Origin of the sequence: Streptococcus sp. HMSC071H03, from assembly GCF_001813035.1 — a bacterium.
GTDB classification, from domain to species: Bacteria; Bacillota; Bacilli; order Lactobacillales; family Streptococcaceae; genus Streptococcus; species Streptococcus anginosus.
Genome location: NZ_KV811169.1, coordinates 215,887 through 241,806, shown reverse-complemented (window position 1 = coordinate 241,806; position 25,920 = coordinate 215,887). Strand labels below are relative to the sequence as shown.

Genomic DNA, 25,920 nt, shown 5'->3' with positions numbered 1-25,920 from the left:
ATTTTTGTCTTCTATACCTTAGCAGTTAGACAGCTTAAAAAGAGATTTATTTAATCTCATTTATAGTAAAAAACAAGAAGAAAGCGAAGATTTATCGTAATTGTTATACAATTAATGATCAGCAAATAAACAGTGTAGAGATTTAATAAGGATATTATCATAAACCAGTTTCGCATGAAGCTGGTTTGATTTTTTCTCTAGACTTCATTTTCTAAAATAATTTCTATAAGCAATAAGAAAAATTATGCTAAAATAGAAGGAGAACATATTGGGAGGTAATGATGTCTGTTCAGACAGAAAAGGGAACATCAAATACCAAGAAAGAATTTGCGTTTACATCTAGTTCGGTTATTCTGCAAGTTTCAAGAGGAATTTTAGTCGGGATTATTGTAGGTGCAATTGTCGGTTCTTTTCGTTTTTTGATTGAAAAGGGATTTCATATTGTTCAACATTTCTATCAGCAAGGGCATGATAGTATGATTTGGTTTGCTTTTATTCTGTTATTTTATGCTTGCGTGATTTGGATAAGTGCAAAGTTAACGCTCTCGGAAAAGGATATTAAAGGTTCTGGAATTCCGCAAGTAGAAGCAGAGCTGAAAGGTCTGATGAGCTTATCATGGTGGAGCGTTCTCTGGAAAAAATATATTCTGGGTGTTTTAGCCATTGCAAGTGGCTTAATGTTAGGACGTGAAGGTCCAAGTATCCAGCTGGGAGCAATGGGTGGAAAAGGAATTGCCAAACATCTTCATTTAAGCCCTGTGGAAGAGCGTTCTTTGATTGCTAGTGGAGCGGCAGCAGGGCTGGCAGCAGCTTTTAATGCTCCGATTGCGGGATTACTGTTTGTTATTGAGGAAGTCTATCATCATTTTTCGCGTTTCTTTTGGGTCTCGTCTTTGGCGGCAAGTTTAACGGCGAATTTTGTTTCACTTATGATTTTTGGAATGACCCCTGTATTAAATATGCCAGATAATATTCCTCTGATGGGACTAGGGCAATACTGGCTTTATTTGTTGTTAGGAATTTTTCTTGGTTTTTCAGGATTTTTATATGAAAAAGTTGTTTTAGCTATGCCTCGCATTTATGATATGATTGGAGAAGTTTTGCACCTTTCTCCGCAATATTATCCTATTATAGCTTTTATTTTCATTTTGCCAGTAGGATATTTCCTTCTACAGCTTTTAGGCGGTGGCAATCAACTGGTTCTCTCTTTAACCAGTCAACACTATCTGCTATTAACATTAGTGATGTTTTTCGTTATTCGCTTTATCTGGAGTATGATTAGTTATGGTAGTGGGCTTCCTGGTGGTATTTTTCTCCCCATTTTAGCTCTTGGCTCTCTTTTGGGAGCAATTGTTGGTGTCGTTTGTGTGCAATTAGGCTTTGCAACACAAGAGCAATTTCCTATTTTTATTATTTTAGGTATGAGCGGCTACTTTGGTGCAATTTCTAAAGCTCCATTGACAGCAATTATCTTGGTGACTGAGATGGTTGGAGATATACGAAACCTCATGCCTCTTGGTTTAGTGACTTTAGTGGCATATGTTGTAATGGATTTATTAGGCGGAGCACCTGTGTATGAAGCTATGCTAGAGCGAATGCTTCCAGATAGTGTGGCAGATGACGGAGAGACAACCCTTATCGAAATTCCTGTCTCTGAAAAAATAGCCGGCAAGCAAGTTCATGAGTTGGAGTTGCCAAGAGATATTCTAATTACCATGCAACACCACAACGGAAAGAACCAAACAGTGAATGGCAGCACGCGCCTGTATCTAGGAGATATGATTTATGTGGTATTGAAAAAATCAGATATTGGACGCATTAAAGATTTACTCTTGTAAAAGAGGGAGACCTCTTTTTTTTAGAATCTGAAAGAACAACTCGCAATTTCCGAATGATAAAAAATATTATACGTCATTATATTGTAATTTCTGTACCTTGTGTTATAATACTAAAGGAAACGTCAGGAAAGACGTAGCGATGCGAAAGCATAGGTAGGTCATTTTTAGCATAAAATTAAAGGAGAATGATATGCTGAACGAATTTCCTATTTTTGACTATGAAGATATCCAATTGATTCCGAATAAATGTATCATCAAAAGCCGCTCAGAAGCAGATACGACAGTTACTTTTGGGAATCATACTTTTAAACTTCCTGTTGTTCCAGCTAACATGCAAACAATTCTGGATGAAGATGTAGCAGAAAAATTGGCGAAAAGTGGCTATTTCTACATCATGCACCGTTTTGACGAAGCTGGCCGCATTCCTTTCGTCAAGCGTATGCATGAGCAAGGACTGATTGCGTCTATTTCGGTTGGTGTGAAAGATTATGAATATGATTTTGTTAGCCAGTTGAAAGAAGATGCTCCAGAATACATCACGATTGATATTGCGCATGGGCATTCAGATAGTGTGATTGATATGATTCAGCACATCAAAAAAGAACTCCCTGATACTTTCGTGATTGCAGGAAATGTCGGGACACCAGAAGCTGTTCGTGAGCTGGAAAATGCTGGAGCAGATGCAACCAAAGTTGGTATTGGGCCAGGGAAAGTTTGTATCACAAAAGTAAAAACTGGTTTTGGTACAGGTGGCTGGCAATTAGCGGCTCTTCGTTGGTGTGCAAAAGCTGCTCGCAAACCGATTATTGCGGACGGTGGTATTCGTACGCATGGCGACATTGCCAAATCTATTCGCTTTGGTGCTACCATGGTGATGATTGGTTCCCTATTCGCAGGTCATATCGAAAGCCCAGGTCAAACGGTCGAAGTAGACGGTGAACAATTCAAGGAGTATTATGGTTCGGCTTCAGAGTACCAAAAGGGTACGTATAAGAATGTGGAAGGAAAGAAAATTCTTTTACCGGTTAAAGGACATTTAGCTGACACTTTGGTTGAAATGGAGCAGGATTTGCAAAGTGCTATTTCCTATGCTGGCGGAAGAGACTTAGCTGGTCTTAAGCACGTAGATTACGTCATTGTGAAAAATTCTATTTGGAACGGTGATGCGCATTAATAATAAAATAATTACTTATTTATATTACGAATTTGGCGTAATGTTTCTACAAGGCACCTAATGTCTAACAATAAGTAAGTCTTCAACTTTCCTGCTATGTTTTTAGCAAGGAATTTTGTATTCAGTTGGGTAACCAATTGTTTTAGGCTTGCTTTTGGCAAGCCTTTTGTTTTTTCTAAAAGGAGATTTTATGAAATTATTAGAAGAACGTATCCTAAAAGATGGAAATGTTTTAGGAGAAAATATTTTAAAAGTGGATTCATTTCTGACTCACCAAGTCGATTTCAACTTGATGAAAGAAATTGGTAAAGTGTTTGCAACCTATTTTCGCTCGGCTGGTATTACAAAAGTTGTGACAATTGAAGCATCTGGCATCGCACCTGCTATTTATACAGCAGAAGCATTGGGCGTTCCGATGATTTTTGCGAAAAAGTCAAAAAACATTACTATGACGGAAGATATTTTGACGACAGAGGTCTATTCTTTTACCAAACAAGTGACAAGTACGGTCTCAATTGCAGGGAAATTTTTAAATCATCATGATAAAGTGCTTATTGTCGATGATTTTCTAGCAAATGGGCAAGCAGCTAAAGGGCTTGTTAATATCATTGAACAATCAGGTGCCCATGTGGAAGCGATTGGTATTGTGATTGAAAAATCATTCCAAGAAGGAAGAAAGTTGCTAGAAGAAGATAAGCGAAAAGTCGTTTCGTTGGCTCGTATTCAAAAATTTGAAAATGGAAAAGTTGTATTTATGGAGGCTGATGCATAATGGAACTGAAAGAAGAAAAACATTCACAGGCAGCTGTCTTAGGTTTGCAGCACTTATTAGCAATGTACTCTGGGTCAATCCTTGTACCCATTATGATTGCTGGTGCGCTAGGTTATTCGAGCCAACAGTTGACCTATCTCATCTCCACAGATATTTTTATGTGTGGTGTGGCAACGTTTTTGCAATTGCAACTCAATAAATATTTCGGAATTGGCCTGCCAGTCGTACTTGGAGTTGCTTTTCAATCGGTTGCACCTCTGATTATGATTGGTCAAAAACATGGAAGCGGAGCTATGTTTGGAGCGCTCATCGTTTCCGGTATCTACGTTCTTTTGATTGCAGGCATTTTTTCTAAAATTGCTAATTTCTTTCCACCAATTGTGACGGGCTCAGTGATTACAACTATTGGTTTGACACTTATTCCTGTTGCGATTGGCAATATGGGGAATAATAGTGAAAAACCAACTGCACAAAGTTTGCTGTTGGCTGTTGTCACGATTTTAATTATACTGTTAGTAAATATCTTTGCGAAAGGCTTTCTAAAATCCATTTCCATTCTGATTGGCTTAATTATTGGAACGATTATTGCCAGCTTTATGGGCTTAATAGATTTTGCGCCAGTAACTCAAGCTCCTCTTGTACATGTTCCGACACCGTTTTATTTTGGAATACCTAAGTTTGAACTTTCATCCATCGTCATGATGTGTATTATCGCAACAGTTTCTTTGGTAGAATCAACAGGTGTTTATTTTGCACTTTCAGATATTACAAACGAAAAGTTAGATAGCATTCGTCTGCGAAATGGTTATCGTGCAGAAGGACTTGCAGTGCTTCTTGGCGGTATTTTTAACACTTTCCCTTATACAGGATTTTCACAAAATGTTGGTTTGGTCAAACTTTCTGGAATTAAAACACGGCTCCCAATCTATTATGCAGCAGGATTCTTAGTCTTGTTAGGATTGGTACCGAAATTCGGAGCTTTGGCACAAATCATCCCAAGTCCTGTACTCGGTGGTGCTATGCTTGTCATGTTTGGTTTTGTTTCTGTTCAGGGAATGCAAATGCTAGCGCGAGTTGATTTTGAACACAATGAACACCATTTCTTGATTGCCGCTGTATCTATTTCCGCAGGAGTCGGCCTAAATGGAAGCAATCTTTTTAACAGTTTGCCAACTGGCTTGCAAATGTTTTTCTCAAATGGAATTGTTATGGCGAGCGTCATTGCGATTGTATTGAATCTTATTTTAAATCGTGAGAAGAGATAAAGCTCGGCAAGAGGCTGGGAGGATTTCCTCCTAGCTTTTTTGACTATTCTAAGTGCTTATAGTATAGTTAAGAGAGAAAGTATTGTTTGAGGAGATTGTATGTACCAAGCTCGCAATTTAAAAGAAAGAATGACCTTATTTATCTCGATTTTTTTGCCAATTTTGATTTATCAACTGGCCAATTTTTCAGCCTCGTTTGTGGATACAACCATGACAGGGCAATACCATACGTTGCATTTGGCGGGAGTTTCAATGGCGACTAGCTTATGGAGTCCGTTTTTTACTTTTTTGACTGGTATTGTCTCAGCCTTGGTTCCGATTATTGGACATCATCTAGGACAAAAACAGGAAGAAAAAATCGCTTCTGATTTTTATCAGTTTATTTATTTATCTCTCGGCTTGTCTCTTCTCTTGTTTGGGCTCGTTTTTCTAGGTGCACCGCTTGTTTTGTCCAATATTGGATTAGAACCATTAGTAGCAGAAGTCTCTATACACTACCTCTGGTATTTGGCATTTGGTATTATCCCTTTGCTTTTATTTAGTGTTGTACGCTCTTTATTAGATGCATTAGGATTGACAAGATTATCCATGTATCTTATGTTGCTCTTGCTACCGTTGAATGCCAGTTTTAACTACATTTTAATTTATGGAGCATTTGGCTTCCCAGAAATGGGTGGATCAGGAGCGGGGCTAGGGACTTCGTTGGCTTACTGGGTGCTGTTAGTCCTTTCGGTGGTAGTTGCCAAAAGACATCCTAGAATAAAAAAATATCAATTATGGAAAATTCGTCCTTTAGACAAAAAAGAGTTGCTGGAAGGGATTCGTCTCGGTTTTCCTATTGGCGGAACTGTCTTTGCAGAAGTTGTGATATTTTCAGTCGTAGGTTTGCTTATGGCTAAGTTTTCTTCGTTAATCATTGCCAGCCACCAATCTGCTATTAGTTTTTCCAATCTTATGTATGCTTTTCCTATGAGCATTTCTAATGCTATGGCGATTATCGTTTCTTACGAAATTGGCGCAAAGCGTCTAGACTATGTCAGAAAATATTGTGTTTTGGGAAGATTGACTGCGCTTGGGTTCGCTGTTTTCACGCTGACATTTTTATATCTTTTCCGTTATCAAGTCGCTTCATTATATGGAACCAACAAAGAATTCATTCGTCTGACATCGGTTTTCTTAACTTATAGTTTGTTTTTTCAATTAGCAGATACTTTCGCAGCGCCTCTTCAAGGAATTTTACGTGGTTATAAGGATACAAAAGTGCCATTTTATTTGGGATTGATTGGCTATTGGGGGGTGTCGCTACCAGTTGGGTTACTATTGGATCACACGACAAATTTAGGTCCCTTTGCTTATTGGATTGGTTTAATCTCTAGTCTGGTCGTTAGTGGCATTTTATACCAACTTCGTCTTAATCATATTCAAAAACGAAATTAGCTTAAATGTTGCATCTACATCATTTATCATTCTGAATTAAAAAAGAATCTCAGATTTTTATCCAAGATTCTTTTTTTTGTTATTTTGTACGCATTTCACCTTGTGGGAAATAAGTCCCTTCTGGCATGTCGTTGATGATGACATGAACAGCAGATTGTGGCGCGCCAGTATTTTTCACGATAGCAGCAGTAACTTCTTTTGCAAGAGCTTTCTTTTGTTCTAACGTGCGTCCTTCAAATAAATCAATTCTGACAAATGGCATATGGTTTCTCCTTTTTATTTTTGATATTTTTATTTTATCACAAATTAGGTTTTAAAGCGTGTCAGAATGTGGTAAAATAAGAAGTATTAAAAATTGGAGAATTTGGAACGAATTAAAGAAAATGGCTCAGTTGTATTATAAATATGGCACGATGAATTCGGGCAAAACAATCGAAATTTTAAAAGTAGCACACAACTATGAAGAACAAGGCAAAGGTGTTGTCATTATGACGAGCGCACTTGATACACGTGACGGTTTTGGCGTTGTTTCTAGTCGTATCGGAATGAAGCGAAAAGCAATTGCAATAGCAGAAGATACTGATATTTTCCACTTTATTCAGGAAATGCCCGAAAAGCCTTATTGTGTATTGATTGATGAAGCGCAGTTTCTATCTCGTCGTCATGTCTATGACTTAGCGAGGGTAGTTGACGAATTAAACGTACCAGTTATGGCTTTTGGTTTGAAAAATGATTTTCGCAATGAGTTATTTGAAGGCTCGAAATATCTCTTGCTTCTAGCAGATAAAATTGATGAGATTAAAACAATTTGTCAATTTTGCTCCAAAAAAGCAACCATGGTATTAAGAACAACGAATGGTAAGCCGGTCTATGAAGGTGAGCAAATTCAAATCGGTGGGAATGAAACATATATTCCTGTCTGTCGGAAGCATTATTTTAAGCCAGAAATTGACGAAATGAAGAGTTAAGGAGAGGTGTAGCAAACGATGAATATTTATGAACAACTACAAGCCGTTGAAGATCGCTATGAAGAGTTGGGAGAACTTCTGAGTGACCCAGATGTTGTTAGTGACACCAAGCGTTTTATGGAATTGTCCAAAGAAGAAGCGAGTACACGCGATACGGTAGCAACTTATCGTGAATATAAAAGGGTGCTCCAAAACATCACAGATGCTGAGGAAATGATCAAAGGCGCTTCTGGCGATACTGATTTGGAAGAAATGGCAAAGCAAGAGCTCAAAGACGCAAAAGCTGAAAAAGAAGAATACGAGGAAAAATTGAAAATTCTTCTTTTACCAAAAGATCCAAACGACGATAAAAATATCATCTTAGAAATTCGTGGTGCAGCAGGAGGTGACGAAGCCTCGCTCTTTGCCGGTGATCTTCTGACAATGTATCAAAAATACGCCGAATCGCAAGGCTGGAAATTCGAGGTTATGGAAGCCTCTATGAATGGAGTCGGTGGCTTCAAAGAAGTAGTAGCGATGGTTTCTGGTCAATCCGTTTATTCCAAACTAAAATACGAATCAGGTGCTCATCGTGTACAGCGTGTCCCAGTGACAGAAAGTCAAGGACGAGTTCACACTTCGACAGCAACAGTCTTAGTCATGCCTGAAGTTGAAGAAGTGGAATATGATATTGATCCAAAAGATCTTCGGATTGACATTTATCACGCTTCTGGTGCTGGCGGTCAGAATGTCAACAAAGTTGCAACAGCCGTTCGGATCGTTCATTTGCCGACAAATATTAAGGTTGAAATGCAGGAAGAACGAACCCAACAAAAGAATCGCGACAAAGCTATGAAGATCATCCGTGCGCGTGTAGCGGATCATTTTGCGCAAATTGCGCAAGACGAGCAAGATGCCGAGCGGAAATCAACTATTGGTACTGGAGACCGATCGGAGCGGATTCGTACCTATAATTTTCCACAAAATCGTGTGACAGATCACCGTATTGGTTTAACGCTGCAAAAGCTAGATACGATTTTAGCTGGAAAATTAGATGAAATCGTGGACGCCTTGGTATTGTATGACCAAACACAAAAACTAGAAGAATTGAATAAATAATGAAATTAGCTCAAATTCTTGCTGAAATGGAAAAACAGCTTGAAGCAGTTGGCGAAGAAGCTGAAAGCCTCTCCTTTACCTTTCGGTCTTTGAGAAACTTATCCTTCACCCAATTTGTGCTGAAAATGCAAGCAGAAGCAACAGCAGATGATATAGAATTACTGAAAAAGATTCAATCTCAATTATTGGTTCATAAACCTGCCCAATACATTATTGGGAACGCAGCATTTCATGGACATTCGTTCAAAGTAGATGAACGAGTGCTAATTCCCCGACCAGAAACCGAAGAATTGGTCAACCTTATCTTGTCTGAAAATCAAAATAGCAGTCTGAAAGTTTTGGATATTGGCACTGGAAGTGGAGCAATTGCTCTATCTTTGGCTGCTGAGCGTGCGAATTGGCAGGTCACGGCTTCCGACATTTCCCAAGATGCTCTGGATTTGGCGCAAGAAAATGCGGAAGCAATTGATGTAGTGATTGATTTTGTTCAGTCTGATTGCTTTCAGGCGATTACAGGAAAGTATGATATTATTGTATCCAATCCGCCCTATATTTCAGAGACGGACAGAGAAGAAGTAGGACTAAATGTCCTTGCTTCAGAACCTCATCTTGCTCTTTTTGCTGAAGAAGACGGGTATGCTGTTTATCGAAAAATTGCTGAGAACGCCCAAAAACGTTTGACAGAAAAAGGTAAAATCTATCTCGAAATTGGCTACAAGCAAGGGGAACATGTAAAAAAATTATTTGAGTCTGCATTTCCAAAAATGAGAATTCGCGTCTTGCAAGATCAATTCGGAAAAGATAGAATGGTAGTGGTAGATAATGGATAAAATTGAGGAAATACTGAGCAGCGGAGGAGCGGTCGTGCTGCCAACAGAGACTGTATATGGTTTATTTTGTAAGGCACTGGACGAGCAGGCCGTCAGTCATGTCTATGACTTAAAAGGTAGACCTCGCGAAAAGGCCTTGAATTTAAATGTTTCAAGCTTAGAAGAAATTTATCAATTTTCCAAACATCAGCCTCAGTATTTAAAAAAGCTCTATCAAGCCTTTTTACCCGGTCCTTTGACCATTATTTTACAAGCTAATGAACAAGTTCCGATTTGGGTAAATTCAGGTATGAAAACAATTGGTTTTCGTGTCCCTAGTCATCCTAAAACATTGGACTTGATTAGAAAATTTGGACCTCTCATTGGTCCGTCCGCAAATTTATCTGGAAAGAGTAGCGGAGTAAACTTCCAGCAAATTATGACCGATTTCAATCACGAAGTTCTTGGTATAGAAGATGATGCTTTTCTAACAGGACAGGATTCAACTATTTTGGATTTATCTGGTGAAACAGCATATATTCTACGCCAAGGTGCTGTCACTTGCGAAGAAATTCTCACTAAAATTCCAGAAATTCACTTCTAAACCTTGACTAAATAGGTTTTAGCCCCGCTTTAAGAGAAGGGAGACTCTTATGATTTTTAACCATAAAGACTATAAAGAATATGACGCTGAGCTTTGGGAAGCCATTGCTGCAGAAGAAAAACGTCAGCAAAACAATATTGAATTGATTGCTTCAGAAAACGTTGTTTCAAAAGCTGTTATGGCAGCACAAGGTTCTATTTTAACCAATAAATATGCCGAAGGTTATCCAGGTCGTCGCTATTATGGTGGTACGGACGTTGTGGATGTGATTGAGACATTAGCAATTGAACGTGCTAAAGAAATTTTTGGAGCAAAATTTGCCAATGTTCAACCCCACTCAGGCAGTCAGGCGAATTGTGCGGCTTATATGGCCTTAATTGATCCAGGTGATACAGTAATGGGAATGGATCTTGCAGCAGGCGGACATTTGACACATGGCGCAGCTGTTAGCTTCTCTGGGAAAACCTATAACTTTGTGCCTTATAATGTCGATCCTGAAACGGAACTTTTAGACTTTGATGCTATTTTGGCGCAGGCTAAAGAAGTCAAACCTAAATTGATTGTTGCAGGTGCTTCTGCCTATTCACATATTATTGATTTTGCTAAATTTCGTGAAATTGCAGATACTGTCGGAGCCAAACTCATGGTAGACATGGCTCATATTGCCGGTTTAGTTGCTGCTGGTTTGCATCCAAGTCCAGTACCGTATGCACATATTACGACAACTACCACTCATAAAACCCTTCGAGGACCTCGTGGCGGCTTAATTTTGACCAATGATGAAGAGTTGGCGAAAAAGATTAATTCCGCAATTTTCCCAGGAATTCAAGGAGGACCGCTAGAGCATGTCGTGGCAGCTAAAGCAGCTGCTTTCAAAGAAGTATTGGATCCAGATTTCAAAGTTTATACTCAGCAAATTTTGGATAACGCTAAGGCAATGGTTCAAGTATTCCAACAACATGGTAATTTCCGTGTTATTTCAGGCGGTACGGAGAATCACCTTTTCCTTGTGGATGTGACCAAAGTCGTTGAAAATGGAAAAATCGCTCAAAACCTTTTGGATGATGTCCATATCACTCTCAACAAAAACTCTATCCCTTATGAAACCTTATCTCCATTTAAAACAAGTGGCATTCGTATTGGAACTGCAGCTATTGCAGCTCGTGGCTTTGGGGTAGCTGAAAGTACTAAAGTAGCAGAATTGATCATCAAAACTTTAGAGAATGCAAACAACGAAGCTGTTTTAGAGCAAGTCCGTGCAGAAGTTAAAGAATTGACCGATGCCTTTCCACTATATGAGGACTGAAATGGACATTTACGTAAAAAAAGCTATTATTCATCAATTTAGTCCATCAGACACCGACCTTCTTTTAGCAGATAAATATCTTAATATTACTCCAAAAATTGAAGAATATCTTCGCAAGAAGATTGAACGTGTCTATTCAGATGAGGCCAAAACGGGCATTTTTACCGAAGATAATGTCTTTTTATCACATATAACAAAAGACCTTTTAGAAACCTCTATCAGTATTGCCAACCTCTGGAAAGAGGAGTTTTCGGTGAGCGAAAATCAGAAAACCAACGATTTGATTTTTGTTCAATTTGACAAGGAAGGAGTAGAGCATTTTGCTTTTTTGCGTATCGCTCTGCGGGAAACCCTCACCCATTTAGGTGGAGAAGTAGACAATCCTATCAAGATTACCCAGAACAACTTGCCGGGATTTGGTACAGGCGCTGATGAAGCCTTGGTCATCAATCTTCAATCGCGTAAATACCATTTGATTGAAAAACGGATTAAATACAATGGTGCTTTTCTCAATTATTTTTCTGATAATCTATTACAAGTCCATCCTGAAATTTCTCCCAAGAAATCTATTAAAGCCTTAGAAAAAACGGCTCAAAAAGTTGCAGAGAGCTTTCATCAGGATGATTTTCAATTTCAATCCAAGGTTAAATCGTCTATTTTCAAAAATTTAGAAGAAAATGATGAATTGTCTCCAGAAAAATTAGCAGATGACTTATTTGATAACAATCTGACAGCTCGTTTGACTTTTATTGATCAGGTTAAGGAAACAATTCCAGAAACTGTTAAATTTGAAGAAATTGATAGTAGTCGTCAGAAGAAAAAATTTGAAAACCAAAAGCTCTCTCTTTCAAATGGGATTGAACTCATTGTCCCCAATAACATCTATCAAGATGCAGAATCTGTAGAATTCATACAAAACGAGAATGGAACCTATTCCATTCTCATCAAAAACATAGAAGATATCCAAAGTAAATAATGTTTAAAATTCTTAGAAAATTGATCCTTCTCATTCTTTTAATCTTTGTTGGTTACAAGCTTGTTCAAGTTCATCATGATGTCAAGCAAGTGATGACCTACCGTAGCTTAGTGAGAGAAGTGCTAGACGAGCAAGATACTGCAGCCAATGAAGAACTTGTCCTTGCTATGATTTATACTGAAACAAAAGGAAAGGTTTCTGATGTCATGCAATCTAGCGAGAGTGCGACAGGTCAGAAAAACTCTATTTTAAATAATAAAGAAAGCATTCGCCAAGGTGTTCAAACGTTATCCACTAATTTAAATGTAGCTCAAGAAAAGAAAGTAGATGTTTGGACCGCTGTACAAGCCTATAACTTTGGTCGAGCTTACATTGATTACATTGCAAAACACGGTGGCGAAAATACCCTTGATTTGGCAAAAAAATATTCCAAAAATATTGTTGCACCAAGTTTAGGAAACGTGACTGGAAAGACATATTCTTATTATCATCCCATTGCACTCTTACATGGTTCTAAACTCTATATCAATGGAGGAAATTTCTATTACTCTCGTCAAGTTCGGATGAATATGTATATCATGAAAGTGATGAATTGGTTTTAATAACATCACCCCTAGTAGCTTATTTCTACTAGGGGTTTTCAAACAAATCAATTGTTATTTATATCGTTACATGTTATACTTAAAAATATATCTCACAGAAAGAAGCGATAAAAATGACGAAAAAAGCGGTCCTAACTACAGGACTTTTAACAGTTCTGATTGCTATTTCTGCTTTTTTATTTTACAACGTTGAAGCAGACGGTAAATTAGACAAAAAGAAGTATGTGCAATCAACTACTCCAACCCTATTCTTTCATGGTTATGGAAGTAGTGCCAATGCTGAGCGACACATGACGAATGCAGCAAAAAAAGAAGGAGTAACAAAAACAGTTATTCGAGCAAATGTTGATAGAAATGGTGCAGTTACGTTAAGGGGAGACATTCCCAAAGATGCTATCAATCCAATCGTAGAAGTGAATTACGAAGACAATCGCAATCCCATTGATGTTGGACGGTATGCAAAAGCTGTCGTCAGCAATCTACAGGAAAAGTATGGCTTTACAAAAATGAATATGGTAGGTCATTCTTTAGGGAATATGTCGATTTTGTATTATCTTTTAGAACATGCTCAAGATGAGAACTTGCCACAGCTGCAAAAACAAGTGAATATCGCAAATTTCGCTGCCGGTTTAGAAGCTATGGGCTTATCATCTGATGTGAAAGTTGACAAAACAACAGGTCAACCAAACCAAGTCACGCAAACTTTCCAAAGATTATTACCATTACGTGAAGTATTCCCACAAAATCAAATTGACGTTTTGAATATCTATGGTGATTATAAAAATGGATCAGACGGTTCTGTTTTAAATTCTTCATCTCGCAGTTTGAAATACTTAGTTGCAGACAATGCCAAATCTTATCAAGAAAAGAAAATTACCGGCAAACTAGCACAACATAGCCAATTACATGAAAACCCAGAAGTAGATAAACTACTGATTCAATTTTTGTGGGGAAAATAAACTGACAAATTTAAAAGCCAAACTTCAAGAAATAAGAAGTTTAGCTTTTTCTGTTTTTATTCCCATTCAACCGTTGCTGGTGGTTTGCTGGTGATATCGTAGACAATACGGTTGACGTGATCTACTTCATTGACGATACGAACAGAGATTTTTTGTAGTACTTCCCAAGGGACTTTAGCAAAATCTGCTGTCATTCCATCAATAGAAGTAATAGCACGAATAGCAATGGTATAATCATAAGTTCGACCATCACCCATAACACCTACTGAACGAACACCAGTATTTACAGTGAAGTATTGCCAGATATCACGATCGAGTCCAGCTTTCACAATTTCTTCGCGGAGAATGGCGTCGGATTCACGTACAGTGGTGAGTTTTTCTTCTGTAATTTCCCCCATGACACGTATAGCAAGTCCTGGACCCGGGAATGGCTGACGCCAAACAATTTCATCTGGCATACCAAGTTCTGTACCAAGCGCGCGAACTTCATCTTTGTAGAGGGTGTTCAGAGGTTCAATCAGCTTGAACTGCATGTCTTCAGGAAGTCCACCAACGTTATGGTGTGATTTGATTGTTTGGGCAGTATCTGTACCAGACTCAATGACATCTGTGTAAAGTGTTCCTTGTGCGAGGAATTTTACATCTTTCAGCTTACTTGCTTCATCATCAAAGACGTAGACAAATTCATTGCCGATGATTTTACGCTTTTGCTCTGGATCAGAAACACCAGCTAATTTATCAAGGAAACGTTTGGCAGCGTCTGCTTTGATGATATTCAGACCGAATTTTCCTCCAAGGGAATCCATGACTTGATCTGCTTCGCCCTTACGGAGCAATCCATGATCTACAAAGATGCAGATAAGCTGGTCTCCGATAGCTTTTTGAAGGAGAACGCCAACAACGGATGAATCAACACCGCCTGAAAGCCCGAGAAGAACACGTTTATCGCCAACCGTTTCTCGAATTCGCTTAATTTGCATTTCAATAAAGTTATCCATTGACCAGTCGCCTTTGGCGCCACAAATATTCAAAGCAAAATTGCGTAGAATATCATACCCATAAACAGAGTGGCGTACTTCAGGGTGAAATTGAATGCCATAAATCTGCTTTTCAGGTTGCTCAATAGCTGCAAATGGACAGTCGGCAGAAGTACCAGTACGTACAAATCCTTGAGGAATTTCGGTGACAGCATCTCCGTGACTCATGAGAACGATTTGTTTTTCAGGAGTTCCTGCAAACAGTTTAGAGACAGTATGAGTGAGCTCGGATTGACCGTACTCACGGTTTCCGGCATTTCCAGCAGGTACAACTTTCCCACCTAATTTGTGAGTCAAAAGCTGCATTCCATAGCAAATTCCCAAAATTGGAATACCCAATTCTAAAATTTCAGGATCAATGTCAAATGCTCCTGCTTCATATACAGACTTTGGTCCACCTGACAAAATGATTCCGACTGGATTTATCTCACGAACCTCAGCAGCTGTGATTTTATTGCTTTTCAGCTCAGAAAAAACACCAATCTCGCGGATTCTGCGTGAAATAAGCTGATTGTATTGGCTCCCATAATCCAGTACAATAATTCTTTCGACATCTTGCAATTCAGTTGTAGTTGTCATTTCTTCCCTTTCTTAAAAGACTTTTCTTTGTTTATTCTAACACAAAATAAAGACTTTTTCCAATAACATTAAGTAGCGATTGACTTTTATTTCAATTGATAATACAATGAAGAGAGGAAACCATTCTTGAAAGGGGTTACTATGCTTCCAGCTTATATTAAAATTCACGATCAAATAAAAAAAGAAATTGACGAGGAAATCTGGAAAATCGGGCAACGTCTGCCAAGTGAGCGCGATTTAGCTGAACAATTTGAGGTTAGCCGCATGACACTTCGTCAGGCAATCACTCTTTTAGTCGAAGAAGGAGTGCTAGAGCGCCGTATGGGTAGCGGTACATTTGTAGCCAGTACACGGGTTCAGGAAAAGATGCGCGGCACAACCAGCTTTACAGAAATCATCAAATCCCAAGGCAAGACACCTTCAAGTCAATTGATTTCTTACCGTCGAACACTGCCAAGTAAAGAAGAGGTCGAAAAATTAGGAATTGAGAAGACGGAAAACGTTGTCCGAATGGAGCGGGTGCGGTATGCGGATAATATCCCCGTAGTTTACGAAGTCGCTTCCATTCCAGAGAAATTCATCAAAAATTTTAATAAAGAAGAAATTACGAAACATTTTTTTCAAACCTTACAAGAACATGGCTATAAAATCGGAAAATCTCAACAGACCATTTATGCTCGTCTTGCCAAAGAAAAGATTGCACATCATCTAGAAATTCCTAAAGGACATGCCATTCTTGCTTTGACACAGATTTCTTATTTTGACGACTGCACCGCTTTTGAATATGTTAAAAGTCAGTATGTCGGCGAACGATTTGAATTTTATCTGGAAAATAACTGATTTAAATTACATAATTTAATATACGTAAACACCCTTAGTGATTTAAGAGTGTTTTTTAGTGAGTAAAGCTCTTCACTAGTAGAGTTTATCTGTATTTTTTGATATAATAATCTTTATGGAAATTGAAAAAACCAATCGAATGAATGCTCTTTTTGAGTTTTATGCAGCACTTTTAACAGATAAGCAAATGAATTATATCGAGCTTTATTATGCAGATGATTATAGTTTAGCTGAGATTGCTGAAGAATTTCAAGTTAGTCGTCAGGCTGTTTATGACAATATCAAACGAACAGAAAAGATTCTCGAAGACTATGAAAAGAAGCTCCACATGTATTCAGACTATATCGTCAGAAGTCAGATTTTCGATCAAATAACGGAAAAATATGCTAATGATGCCTATTTACAAGAGCAAATCGCAATTTTATCTAGTATTGACAATCGAGAATAGTGAATTGTCAGCTCAAAAAACGCAAAAATCAATAACCAATAACATAGAAATTAACTAGGAGAAATAAAATTTATGGCATTTGAAAGTTTAACCGAACGTTTGCAGAACGTCTTTAAAAATCTGCGTCGCAAGGGCAAAATTTCCGAGAGTGATGTCCAGGAAGCAACCAAAGAAATTCGTCTGGCGCTCTTGGAGGCCGATGTAGCTTTACCCGTTGTCAAAGATTTCATCAAGAAAGTTCGCGAACGTGCTGTCGGATACGAAGTTATTGATACGTTAAATCCTGCTCAACAAATCATCAAGATTGTTGATGAGGAATTGACTACTGTACTGGGTTCTGATACGGCAGAAGTTATCAAATCTCCAAAAATTCCGACTATTATCATGATGGTCGGTCTTCAAGGTGCTGGTAAGACTACGTTTGCCGGAAAGTTGGCCAATAAACTCAAGAAAGAAGAAAACGCTCGTCCTTTGATGATAGCTGCTGATATTTACCGTCCGGCAGCCATTGACCAGCTTAAAACTCTAGGTCAGCAAATTGATGTACCAGTCTTTTCACTGGGTACAGAAGTACCAGCAGTAGAGATTGTTCGTCAAGGTCTAGAGCAAGCCAAGGCTAATCACAATGACTATGTCTTGATTGATACGGCAGGTCGTTTACAAATTGATGAAAAGCTCATGAATGAGCTGCGCGATGTCAAAGCACTAGCTCAACCAAATGAAATCCTCTTGGTCGTAGATGCTATGATTGGTCAAGAAGCTGCCAATGTAGCTCGCGAATTCAACGCTCAGTTGGAAGTGACTGGAGTTATTCTGACCAAGATTGACGGCGATACACGTGGTGGTGCAGCCTTATCTGTCCGGCAAATCACTGGCAAGCCAATTAAGTTCACTGGTACTGGAGAAAAGATTACCGATATTGAAACTTTCCACCCAGATCGGATGTCTAGTCGGATTTTGGGCATGGGAGACATGCTGACCCTAATTGAAAAAGCCTCTCAGGAGTACGATGAGCAAAAATCACTTGAGATGGCTGAAAAAATGAGAGAAAATACCTTTGATTTCAACGATTTCATTGACCAGCTAGATCAAGTACAAAATATGGGGCCAATGGAAGATTTGTTAAAGATGATTCCTGGCATGGCTAACAATCCTGCTATGAAGAATTTTAAGGTAGATGAAAACGAAATCGCCCGCAAACGTGCCATTGTGTCATCTATGACACCTACCGAACGGGAAAATCCCGACCTTCTTAATCCAAGTCGTCGCCGTCGGATTGCTGCAGGTTCTGGTAATAGCTTTGTCGAAGTCAACAAATTTATCAAAGACTTTAACCAAGCAAAGCAAGTCATGCAAGGTGTCATGTCTGGTGATATGAATAAAATGATGAAGCAGATGGGGCTCAACCCTAACAATTTACCAAAAAATATGCCAAATATGAACGGGATGGATATGTCAGCACTTCAAAACATGGATATGTCCGCTTTAGGGGGAGCTGGTAATCCTGATATGAGCCAGATGTTTGGTGGCGGACTTAAAGGAAAAATCGGCGAATTTGCAACCAAACAAGCTATGAAACGTATGGCAAATAAAATGAAAAAAGCTAAGAAAAAACGAAAATAAACATATTTTGTAGCAAATGATGATTGGAATAAAGCAGTTCAATTTGGTGGGCTGTTTTATTTTTTTTGAAAAACTATTGACATTTGATGATAAACGTGTATTCGAGAAATTTCAGGAGGACAATTACAACGCGCAGGTATCTGTCGTGCGTCGTGCTATGATAAATCAACCGGAACTTTTATTTGCTGATGAACCTAGATTCCAACTGATCTTATTTTGTATTGTGTATTATCTATTACAAAGTAAAGAAACGAATCTTTCAATAGACTCTTACATACATCTTTCCGAAAAACTATAATTTTCTTGAAAAAAACACAGGAGTGTGCTATACTTCTATTAATATAGAAATGATGGAGAATATCTTAATGAAACGTGAAATACTGTTAGAAAGAATTGAAAAACTAAAAGCTATCATGCCTTGGTATGTTTTGGAATACTATCAGTCTAAATTGACTGTTCCATACAGTTTTACAACCTTATATGAATATCTCAAAGAATATGATCGCTTTTTTCATTGGATTTTAGACTCTGGAATTGCTGATGGGTCACAGATTGCAGAAATTCCTCTGTCAGTATTGGAAAATATGACTAAAAAAGATATGGAAGCGTTTATTCTTTACTTACGGGAGCGTCCATTGCTGAATGCCAATACTACACAGAACGGGGTATCGCAAACCACCATTAATCGCACTCTTTCTGCTCTCTCTAGCCTTTATAAATATTTAACTGAAGAGGTGGAAAATGAGAATGGGGAGCCTTATTTCTATCGTAATGTCATGAAAAAAGTGTCTACTAAGAAAAAGAGAGAAACTTTAGCTGCGCGCGCTGAAAACATCAAACAAAAACTCTTTTTGGGCGAAGAAACTGAACAATTTTTGAATTATATTGATGAAGAATACCCTAAAAATTTATCAAATCGGGCTCTCTCCTCTTTTGAAAAAAATAAAGAGCGAGATTTGGCAATCATAGCACTGCTTCTTGCGTCTGGTGTTCGTCTATCCGAGGCAGTAAATCTTGATTTGAAAGACCTAAATCTCAAAATGATGGTCATTGAAGTTACTCGTAAGGGCGGGAAAAGAGATTCTGTCAATGTTGCAGCTTTTGCCAAAGCTTATTTGGAAAGGTACCTGGAGGTTCGCTCTAAACGTTATAAAGCTGAAAAATCAGACACTGCCCTCTTTTTGACAGAATATAGAGGTGTTCCTAACCGGATTGATGCTTCTAGTGTAGAAAAGATGGTTGCTAAGTATTCTGAAGATTTCAAAGTTCGAGTGACACCTCACAAACTCCGCCATACGCTGGCTACTCGACTTTATGATGCTACTAAATCTCAAGTTTTGGTCAGTCATCAGCTAGGACATGCCAGTACTCAAGTTACAGATCTCTACACCCATATTGTTAATGACGAACAAAAAAATGCATTGGATAATTTATAAAATAAAAAGTTTGCATAATTTAAGGTATGCAAACTTTTTATTTGAATTGAGCTAAATGCTGCTAGTTTGTGCCCATGCTCATAGTTTCTGGTAGGGTACTACCGCCGTCAATGACAATTTGAGATCCTGTAAGATAGGAGGATTCATCACTACCTAAAAAGGCAAAGAGTTCCCCTACTTCTTGCGGTTTAGCTAATCTTTTCATTGGAACAGCGGCCGCAATATCTTGAATAGGAACTTCTGGATGTTCTGGGTTGGATTCCAGGGCCATTTTTTCGACCATCGGTGTCCGAGCATAGCCTAGCTGGCTGCAGTTAACTCGGATATTGCGATCGGCATATTCTACTGCCAAGGCCTTGGTTAAGCCGACCAGAGCTGCCTTGGTCATCGCGTAAGCTGTTTCTCCAGCATCAGCAACCAAATCGCCTGTTACAGATGATGCGATGACGATAGCGCCTGCTCTCTGTTTCAACATGGGCTTGATGGTTGCCTGACAAGTGTTCCAAACTCCCTTGATATTGACATTAATATGTTGATCCCGTATCTGGTCTGTCATTTCTTCAAAGGGCGCCAGCTTGCAGATACCAGCATTACAGCAGGCAATATCAAGATGCCCAAAGGCTTGGATAGTCTGAGAGACAGCCACTTCCAAATCTTCTAGACGACTGACATCACCGATATAGCTGATAATATCTATTTGGTAGCTGTCACGAAGTTCTTGAGCAGTTGCTTCTACTTGAGGGTCTCGATCGAAAAGGCAGAGCTTGGCGCCATATTTGGCATAGACTGAGGCAATGCCCTGACCCAGACCGACAGCAGCTCCAGTAATCAAAGCAACTTTTCCATCTAATTTAGCCATAGTAACCATCCTTTCTAAAACGAAGAAGTTTGACAGATTTTTGTGACATTTTATGATGTATTTATAACTTTAGTCTAGTACTTTTCTAGTTGCTTGTCAATATAATAATGAAGGAAAACCTCGCATTTGCTATGATGTTTCGTCCTCTTTATAAAAAATCTATCCAATAATTTCTGTAGGGTTCGATAATAAGGAACTTGCTCCAAAGCAGATATTCTCCAAACGATTATTGGCTGTGGTGTATCCCATAAGCATCTGAACATCCTGATAACCAGCTTCTTCAAACAATAGAAAAAACATCCTTAGTTAAATAAATGTAAGAATGTTTTTATTTTGTTATAGTCTTGTGATTTAGCCAACCACTGCTTCTGCAATTTCTTCTTGGCTAATTCCAGCGAAATAGCGAGAAATATCCAGGTTTTCAAGAGCATTTAAAACATCTTCTCTTTCATATTTAACACCCTTGAGGACTTCTTCTACTGCTGCTACATCTTCGATTCCAAAGAAATCTCCGTAAATTTTGATGTTTTCGATTTTTGACTGAACAACATTGGCAAAGATTTCCACTTTACCGCTAGTAAATTTGGTACTACGATGAACATTGTACTCTGGCGATTTGCCATAGTTCCAATCCCAAGTAGCAAATTTAGTTTCCTTGATATGGTTGATTTCAGCTAGTTCATCATCGGAGAAGACATATTCTGTCATTTCTGGATATTCTTTCTTCATATAGTCTAGCAGGAGGTCGCGAAATTGCTCGACAGTAATCTTTTCAGGCAATTCATCAATGATATTGGTTACACGAGCTCGAACAGACTTAACACCTTTGGACTCGAACTTGTCCTTGGAAACTTTTAAGGCATTCGCTAAGACGGATAATTCTACGTCAAACAGCAAGCAACCGTGATGCATGATTCGGCCATTGATGTAGGCCTGAGCATTGCCACAGAACTTTTTACTGTCAATTTCCAAATCGTTGCGCCCTGTAAATTCTGCTTTTACACCTAATTCTTCCAAAGTCTTGATGACCGGAATAGAGAAGCTCTTAAAATCAAAGGCTTTGTTCTCAGTTTCTTTGGAAATGATGGTGTAGTTGAGATTGTTATAGTCATGATAGACAGCTCCGCCTCCACTGATACGACGAACAACCTCAATGCCATGCTCTCGGACATAGTCACGATTGATTTCTTCAATGGTATTCTGATGACGTCCGACAATGATAGAGGGTTTATTAATCCAAAGCAAGAAAATCATATCTTCATCAAGGAGATGCTTGAAGGCATACTCCTCAAGAGCAATGTTGAAAGCTGTATCGTAACTATTATTGATAATGTATTTCATAGTGCCTCTTATCTTTTCTTAGGAGCATGAATTGCCATGCCGAGTACGTCTGCAAATGCTTCGTACATAACTTCTGAAAATGTCGGATGACCGTGAATGGTTTTGAGCATTTCTTCTACCGTGATTTCCATTTCAATGATAGTAGAAGCTTCATTGATTAACTCAGCTGCTGCAGGGCCGATAATGTGAACACCGAGAACTTCTCCGTATTTCTTATCAGCAATCACTTTGACAAATCCTTGAGCAGCATCAGATGCAATTGCTCGTCCGTTTGCTGCGAAGTTGAATTTGCCGATAGCTATATCGTATTTTTCGCGAGCTTGTTCTTCAGTCAGACCGACTGCCGCAACTTCTGGCAAAGTGTAAATAGCTGCTGGAGTTAGATTTAATTTAGCAACTACGTGATTGCCTTTGAGAGCATTCTCTGCAGCTACTTCCCCCATACGAAAAGCTGCATGCGCCAACATCTTGGTACCGTTAATGTCTCCGGGCGCGTAAATTCCTGAAACAGAAGTTTCCATATATTCATTGACCTTGATACGACCGCGGTCTAGTTCAAAGTCAACCTCGCCAATGCCTTCCAAATCAGGCACGCGTCCGATAGAAAGCAAAGCTTTATCAGCTATGATATCTTCCTTTCCTGCAACTTTGATGCAGAGCTTGCCATTTTCTTCGACAATTTCTTCCAGCTTGGTCTCTGTCAAAATGGTCATGCCCTTGCGCTCCAAGATCAAGCGAAGGTTCTTAGATACTTCCGTATCCATAGCTGGAACAATCCGATTCATCATCTCAATGACCGTTACTTTGGAGCCAAAGGTCATGAAAGCCTGTCCTAGCTCAATACCAACAACGCCACCACCAATGATTACTAAACTTTCTGGAACTTCCTTCATATCCAGGATATCATCGCTAGTCATAACAAGTGGTGATTCCATACCTGGAACGTTAATCTTGCTGACTTTTGATCCACCAGCTAAGATAATCTTCTTGGTCTCAAGAAGTTCAGCACCATTCACCAAGACATTCTTATCTTTGGTAATGGTACCAATTCCTTTGTGAACATCAACACCGTAGCTGCGAAGCAGACCTGCAACGCCTCCGACAAATGTATTGACAACCTTGTTTTTGGTTTCCAGGACTTTATCCATATTGACGGTAAAGTTTGGATTTTCAATGATAATACCGCGGTTTGCCGCATGGCTTAGGCTTTCAATAATTTCTGCATTGTGAAGATAGGTCTTAGTCGGGATACAGCCACGGTTGAGGCAGGTTCCACCTAGTTCAGATTTTTCAACAAGAGCAATCTTGCCTCCTAATTGAGCTGCTTTAATCGCTGCTACATAGCCAGCTGGTCCGCCACCAATAACCACAATATCATAAGCGTCATCACTCTTATTATCGTCGTTAGAAGTTATGGCTGCAGTTGGTGTTGAACTAGCATCTGAAGCAGCCACAGCAGTCGGAATATTTTCTCCTTCTTCGCCCAGATAACCGATAACTTCCGTTACAGGAACAGTCTCACCGTCCCCTTTTAAGATAGCAATCAGATAGCCGTCTTCTTCTGCTTCTAATTCCATACTGACTTTATCTGTCATGATTTCCAGAAGGATTTCTCCTTCTTTTACAAATTCGCCAACTTTTTTATTCCATTGAACAATCTGTCCTTCTGTCATATCAACGCCGGCTTTTGGCATAATTACTTCTAAGGTCATGTTTTTATTTTCCTCTCATTTTAACTTTTTTACACCAACATTGAAATCGGATCTTCAATCAGTGCTTTTAGATTTTTCATGAATTTAGCACCTGCCATACCGTCCACAACTCGGTGGTCAATAGTTAATCCAAGACTCATGATTGGTCGAATAACAATCTCTCCGTTCACTACGACTGGTTTTTCAACGGTTGAGCTAACTCCCAAAATCGCTGAATTGGGTTGATTGATAATTGGGCCGAACGATTGAACACCAAACATTCCTAGATTACTAATCGTAAAAGTTGAGTTTTGCAATTCGCTTGGTGCTAATTTTCCATTTAAAGTCCGTTCAATCACATCCTTAAAGGCAACGACTAACTCAGACAGACTCATTTTTTCGGCATTGTAAACCACTGGTGTCATAAGCCCATTGTCCATCCCAACAGCCATAGCCAGATTGACATAATTGTGCATGATAATGGTTTGCCCGTCCTCTGTCAGAGACGAATTAAGATAAGGGTGCTTCATCAAAGTTTTGACAACTGCCATAGAAAGTAAATCCGTAACCGTCATTTTCTTTCCTGTCGCTTCCATAATTGTCTCTAAAACCCTCTTGCGCAGCGCCAGCAACTCTGTCATATCTACATCATAATTGAGAGTGAAAGTTGGTGCTGTCAGATAAGAATCCACCATTCGTTTAGCAATGACCTTCCGCATTGGCGTCATTGGAAGGCGCTTAATTTCTCCATAAGGAGTGGTGTTGTCAGGTATTTCTTCCGCTTTCTCAATTTGAGCCGGAGACTTGATACTGTCTGAGTCAACATTTTCAGGCAGCAAAGCCAGAATATCCTTTTTCATAATCCTGCCGTGCACGCCTGTCCCTTGGATTTCCTGCCAAGCGATGTTATTTTCTTCTGCAATACGTTTTGCAAGGGGCGTAATTTTCACAATATTGAATTCTCGATAACTTTCAATATCTTCTTTGTGAATGCGTCCCTTTGCGCCAGTACCAGATACGTCATAGAGATTGATACCCAAATCATCTGCTAATTTTCTAGCAGCAGGGGTCGCTCTTAATTTTTTGTCATCCATGTTCTCTCTCATTCTTAAATAATTCATTGGTTGAGGCAATATTTGCCCTATTTCTTTGTTTTCACAAAGTTTCTACTGTTAATATTAGCAAAAATCGGGGATAAACTTTAAATTACTTTACATAATTAAAGTTATGCAAATCTAAATTTGCCGTTTATTTCCAGTTTACTCTTTATGATAAGTCTTACGGATAGCCTCTTTGATACTTTCAACTGTCGGAATCATAGCATTTTCAAGATTCTGAGCATAGGGCATGGGAACATCTTCGCCAGCACAGCGGCGAATTGGTGCATCCAAATAGTCAAATGCTTCTGATTCGGAAATGATAGCAGAAATTTCACCGATATAACCACTAGTTTTGTGGGCATCATTGACTAGAACGACTTTTCCTGTTTTTTTGACTGAGTTGATAATGATATCCTTGTCCAGAGGCACCAAGGTACGAGGATCAACCACTTCTACTGAAATGCCTTCTTCTGCCAATTCTTCAGCTGCTTGCATAACCCTACGGAGCATTTTTCCATAGGTCACAACTGTCACGTCTGTTCCCTCTTTTTTGATGTCACCAACACCAAGAGGGATTGTATAATCAGGATCAAGCGGAACTTCGCCTTTTTGGTTGAATTCTGACTTGTACTCAAGAATAATAACAGGATTGTTGTCGCGGATAGAAGATTTTAGCAACCCTTTCATATCCGCAGGAGTGCCAGGTGCCACGACCTTTAAACCCGGAATGTGGGTAAACCAAGATTCCAAAGATTGTGAGTGTTGAGCAGCTGAGCCGACACCATTTCCAGCTGCGCAGCGAATTGTCATCGGAACCTGACCTTTACCACCAAACATATAGCGAGTCTTAGCGGCTTGGTTGACAATTGCATCCATGGCAATGACAGAAAAATCCATAAAAGTTATATCTACAATTGAGCGTAGCCCAGTCATGGCTGCTCCTGCTGCAGCTCCTGAAATAGCTGCTTCAGAAATTGGACAATCACGTACTCGCTTTGGACCGAATTCTTCTAACATTCCGACGGATGTTCCGAAATCTCCTCCGAAAATACCGACATCTTCTCCCATTAACAGCACATTTTCATCGTGACGCATTTCCTCAGACATAGCAAGAATAATGGTGTCACGAAAAGACATTGTTTTTGTTTCCATTTTATC

The 25,920-nt window shown here is 39.1% G+C and carries 24 protein-coding genes and 1 riboswitch; of the genes, 17 read left to right on the top strand and 7 right to left on the bottom strand.

The window, feature by feature from the left end:
* The first annotated feature begins 281 nt into the window (after positions 1 to 281).
* The 5 genes from HMPREF2887_RS08390 (at position 282) to HMPREF2887_RS08370 (ending at position 6,486) form a co-directional block, all read left to right on the top strand.
* Complete coding sequence (locus HMPREF2887_RS08390; RefSeq protein ID WP_021001671.1) at positions 282 to 1,838, top strand: ClC family H(+)/Cl(-) exchange transporter; 1,557 nt, start codon at positions 282 to 284, stop codon at positions 1,836 to 1,838.
* A 190-nt stretch (positions 1,839 to 2,028) separates the two neighbouring features.
* Positions 2,029 to 3,012, top strand: coding sequence for a GMP reductase (gene guaC / locus HMPREF2887_RS08385; protein WP_021001672.1), 984 nt, complete (start codon positions 2,029 to 2,031; stop codon positions 3,010 to 3,012).
* Positions 3,008 to 3,103: riboswitch (purine riboswitch) on the top strand. (Overlaps the previous gene by 5 nt.)
* 99 nt (positions 3,104 to 3,202) lie before the next feature.
* Positions 3,203 to 3,784, top strand: coding sequence for a xanthine phosphoribosyltransferase (locus HMPREF2887_RS08380; protein WP_021001673.1), 582 nt, complete (start codon positions 3,203 to 3,205; stop codon positions 3,782 to 3,784).
* Entirely contained in the window at positions 3,784 to 5,049 is a 1,266-nt protein-coding gene (locus tag HMPREF2887_RS08375) for a nucleobase:cation symporter-2 family protein (protein ID WP_057489653.1), read from the top strand. The genes HMPREF2887_RS08380 and HMPREF2887_RS08375 overlap by 1 nt, the downstream gene beginning before the upstream one ends.
* 99 nt (positions 5,050 to 5,148) lie before the next feature.
* A complete protein-coding gene (locus HMPREF2887_RS08370; RefSeq protein WP_003024570.1) occupies positions 5,149 to 6,486 on the top strand; it encodes an MATE family efflux transporter in 1,338 nt (445 codons plus the stop codon).
* Positions 6,487 to 6,565: 79 nt separating this feature from the next.
* On the opposite strand, the gene HMPREF2887_RS08365 is transcribed toward HMPREF2887_RS08370, so the two are convergent.
* Positions 6,566 to 6,766 (bottom strand): 4-oxalocrotonate tautomerase, encoded by a 201-nt coding sequence (locus HMPREF2887_RS08365; protein ID WP_256381276.1) that lies wholly within the window; start codon positions 6,764 to 6,766, stop codon positions 6,566 to 6,568.
* 103 nt (positions 6,767 to 6,869) lie between these two features.
* Between HMPREF2887_RS08365 and HMPREF2887_RS08360 the strand changes: the two genes are divergently transcribed.
* The 8 genes from HMPREF2887_RS08360 (at position 6,870) to HMPREF2887_RS08325 (ending at position 13,808) form a co-directional block, all read left to right on the top strand.
* The gene (locus HMPREF2887_RS08360; protein WP_003024566.1) at positions 6,870 to 7,454 is read left to right on the top strand and encodes a thymidine kinase; all 585 of its coding nucleotides are present in this window, start codon (positions 6,870 to 6,872) and stop codon (positions 7,452 to 7,454) included.
* A gap of 18 nt (positions 7,455 to 7,472) precedes the next feature.
* A complete protein-coding gene (prfA, locus tag HMPREF2887_RS08355; protein ID WP_021001676.1) occupies positions 7,473 to 8,552 on the top strand; it encodes a peptide chain release factor 1 in 1,080 nt (359 codons plus the stop codon).
* Complete coding sequence (gene prmC, locus HMPREF2887_RS08350; RefSeq protein WP_084741058.1) at positions 8,552 to 9,382, top strand: peptide chain release factor N(5)-glutamine methyltransferase; 831 nt, start codon at positions 8,552 to 8,554, stop codon at positions 9,380 to 9,382. Before prfA ends, prmC begins: the two co-directional genes overlap by 1 nt.
* Complete coding sequence (locus tag HMPREF2887_RS08345; protein WP_084741055.1) at positions 9,375 to 9,965, top strand: L-threonylcarbamoyladenylate synthase; 591 nt, start codon at positions 9,375 to 9,377, stop codon at positions 9,963 to 9,965. The genes prmC and HMPREF2887_RS08345 overlap by 8 nt, the downstream gene beginning before the upstream one ends.
* A 49-nt stretch (positions 9,966 to 10,014) precedes the next feature.
* Positions 10,015 to 11,271 (top strand): serine hydroxymethyltransferase, encoded by a 1,257-nt coding sequence (gene glyA, locus HMPREF2887_RS08340; RefSeq protein ID WP_084741052.1) that lies wholly within the window; start codon positions 10,015 to 10,017, stop codon positions 11,269 to 11,271.
* A 1-nt stretch (position 11,272) separates the two neighbouring features.
* Positions 11,273 to 12,247: a nucleoid-associated protein gene (locus tag HMPREF2887_RS08335; RefSeq protein WP_084741050.1), complete on the top strand. Its 975-nt coding sequence runs from the start codon at positions 11,273 to 11,275 to the stop codon at positions 12,245 to 12,247.
* Positions 12,247 to 12,849, top strand: coding sequence for a lysozyme family protein (locus HMPREF2887_RS08330; RefSeq protein ID WP_084741048.1), 603 nt, complete (start codon positions 12,247 to 12,249; stop codon positions 12,847 to 12,849). The genes HMPREF2887_RS08335 and HMPREF2887_RS08330 overlap by 1 nt, the downstream gene beginning before the upstream one ends.
* 113 nt (positions 12,850 to 12,962) lie before the next feature.
* Positions 12,963 to 13,808, top strand: a complete 846-nt coding sequence (locus HMPREF2887_RS08325; RefSeq protein ID WP_021001681.1) for an alpha/beta hydrolase — start codon at positions 12,963 to 12,965, stop codon at positions 13,806 to 13,808.
* A gap of 56 nt (positions 13,809 to 13,864) precedes the next feature.
* On the opposite strand, the gene guaA is transcribed toward HMPREF2887_RS08325, so the two are convergent.
* Entirely contained in the window at positions 13,865 to 15,424 is a 1,560-nt protein-coding gene (guaA, locus tag HMPREF2887_RS08320) for a glutamine-hydrolyzing GMP synthase (RefSeq protein ID WP_021001682.1), read from the bottom strand.
* Positions 15,425 to 15,565: 141 nt separating this feature from the next.
* Here guaA and HMPREF2887_RS08315 point away from each other — a divergent pair, with 141 nt between their 5' ends.
* The 4 genes from HMPREF2887_RS08315 to xerS all read left to right on the top strand — a co-directional run bounded on the left by HMPREF2887_RS08315 (position 15,566) and on the right by xerS (position 19,771).
* Complete coding sequence (locus HMPREF2887_RS08315; protein ID WP_021001683.1) at positions 15,566 to 16,264, top strand: GntR family transcriptional regulator; 699 nt, start codon at positions 15,566 to 15,568, stop codon at positions 16,262 to 16,264.
* A 115-nt stretch (positions 16,265 to 16,379) separates the two neighbouring features.
* The gene (locus HMPREF2887_RS08310; RefSeq protein WP_003034487.1) at positions 16,380 to 16,712 is read left to right on the top strand and encodes a putative DNA-binding protein; all 333 of its coding nucleotides are present in this window, start codon (positions 16,380 to 16,382) and stop codon (positions 16,710 to 16,712) included.
* 72 nt (positions 16,713 to 16,784) lie between these two features.
* Positions 16,785 to 18,335: a signal recognition particle protein gene (gene ffh, locus HMPREF2887_RS08305; RefSeq protein ID WP_021001684.1), complete on the top strand. Its 1,551-nt coding sequence runs from the start codon at positions 16,785 to 16,787 to the stop codon at positions 18,333 to 18,335.
* A gap of 365 nt (positions 18,336 to 18,700) precedes the next feature.
* Positions 18,701 to 19,771, top strand: a complete 1,071-nt coding sequence (xerS, locus tag HMPREF2887_RS08295) for a tyrosine recombinase XerS (RefSeq protein ID WP_021001685.1) — start codon at positions 18,701 to 18,703, stop codon at positions 19,769 to 19,771.
* A 61-nt stretch (positions 19,772 to 19,832) separates the two neighbouring features.
* On the opposite strand, the gene ucpA is transcribed toward xerS, so the two are convergent.
* From ucpA to HMPREF2887_RS08270, 5 genes are all read right to left on the bottom strand, one after another.
* Positions 19,833 to 20,630, bottom strand: coding sequence for an SDR family oxidoreductase UcpA (gene ucpA, locus HMPREF2887_RS08290; protein WP_021001686.1), 798 nt, complete (start codon positions 20,628 to 20,630; stop codon positions 19,833 to 19,835).
* A gap of 351 nt (positions 20,631 to 20,981) precedes the next feature.
* The gene (locus HMPREF2887_RS08285; protein ID WP_057489658.1) at positions 20,982 to 21,971 is read right to left on the bottom strand and encodes a lipoate--protein ligase; all 990 of its coding nucleotides are present in this window, start codon (positions 21,969 to 21,971) and stop codon (positions 20,982 to 20,984) included.
* An 8-nt stretch (positions 21,972 to 21,979) separates the two neighbouring features.
* Entirely contained in the window at positions 21,980 to 23,683 is a 1,704-nt protein-coding gene (lpdA, locus tag HMPREF2887_RS08280; RefSeq protein WP_084741045.1) for a dihydrolipoyl dehydrogenase, read from the bottom strand.
* A gap of 29 nt (positions 23,684 to 23,712) precedes the next feature.
* The gene (locus HMPREF2887_RS08275; protein ID WP_084741042.1) at positions 23,713 to 24,756 is read right to left on the bottom strand and encodes a dihydrolipoamide acetyltransferase; all 1,044 of its coding nucleotides are present in this window, start codon (positions 24,754 to 24,756) and stop codon (positions 23,713 to 23,715) included.
* Between the two features lie 165 nt (positions 24,757 to 24,921).
* Positions 24,922 to 25,914 (bottom strand): alpha-ketoacid dehydrogenase subunit beta, encoded by a 993-nt coding sequence (locus HMPREF2887_RS08270; protein ID WP_021001690.1) that lies wholly within the window; start codon positions 25,912 to 25,914, stop codon positions 24,922 to 24,924.
* Between the last annotated feature and the right edge of the window lie 6 nt (positions 25,915 to 25,920).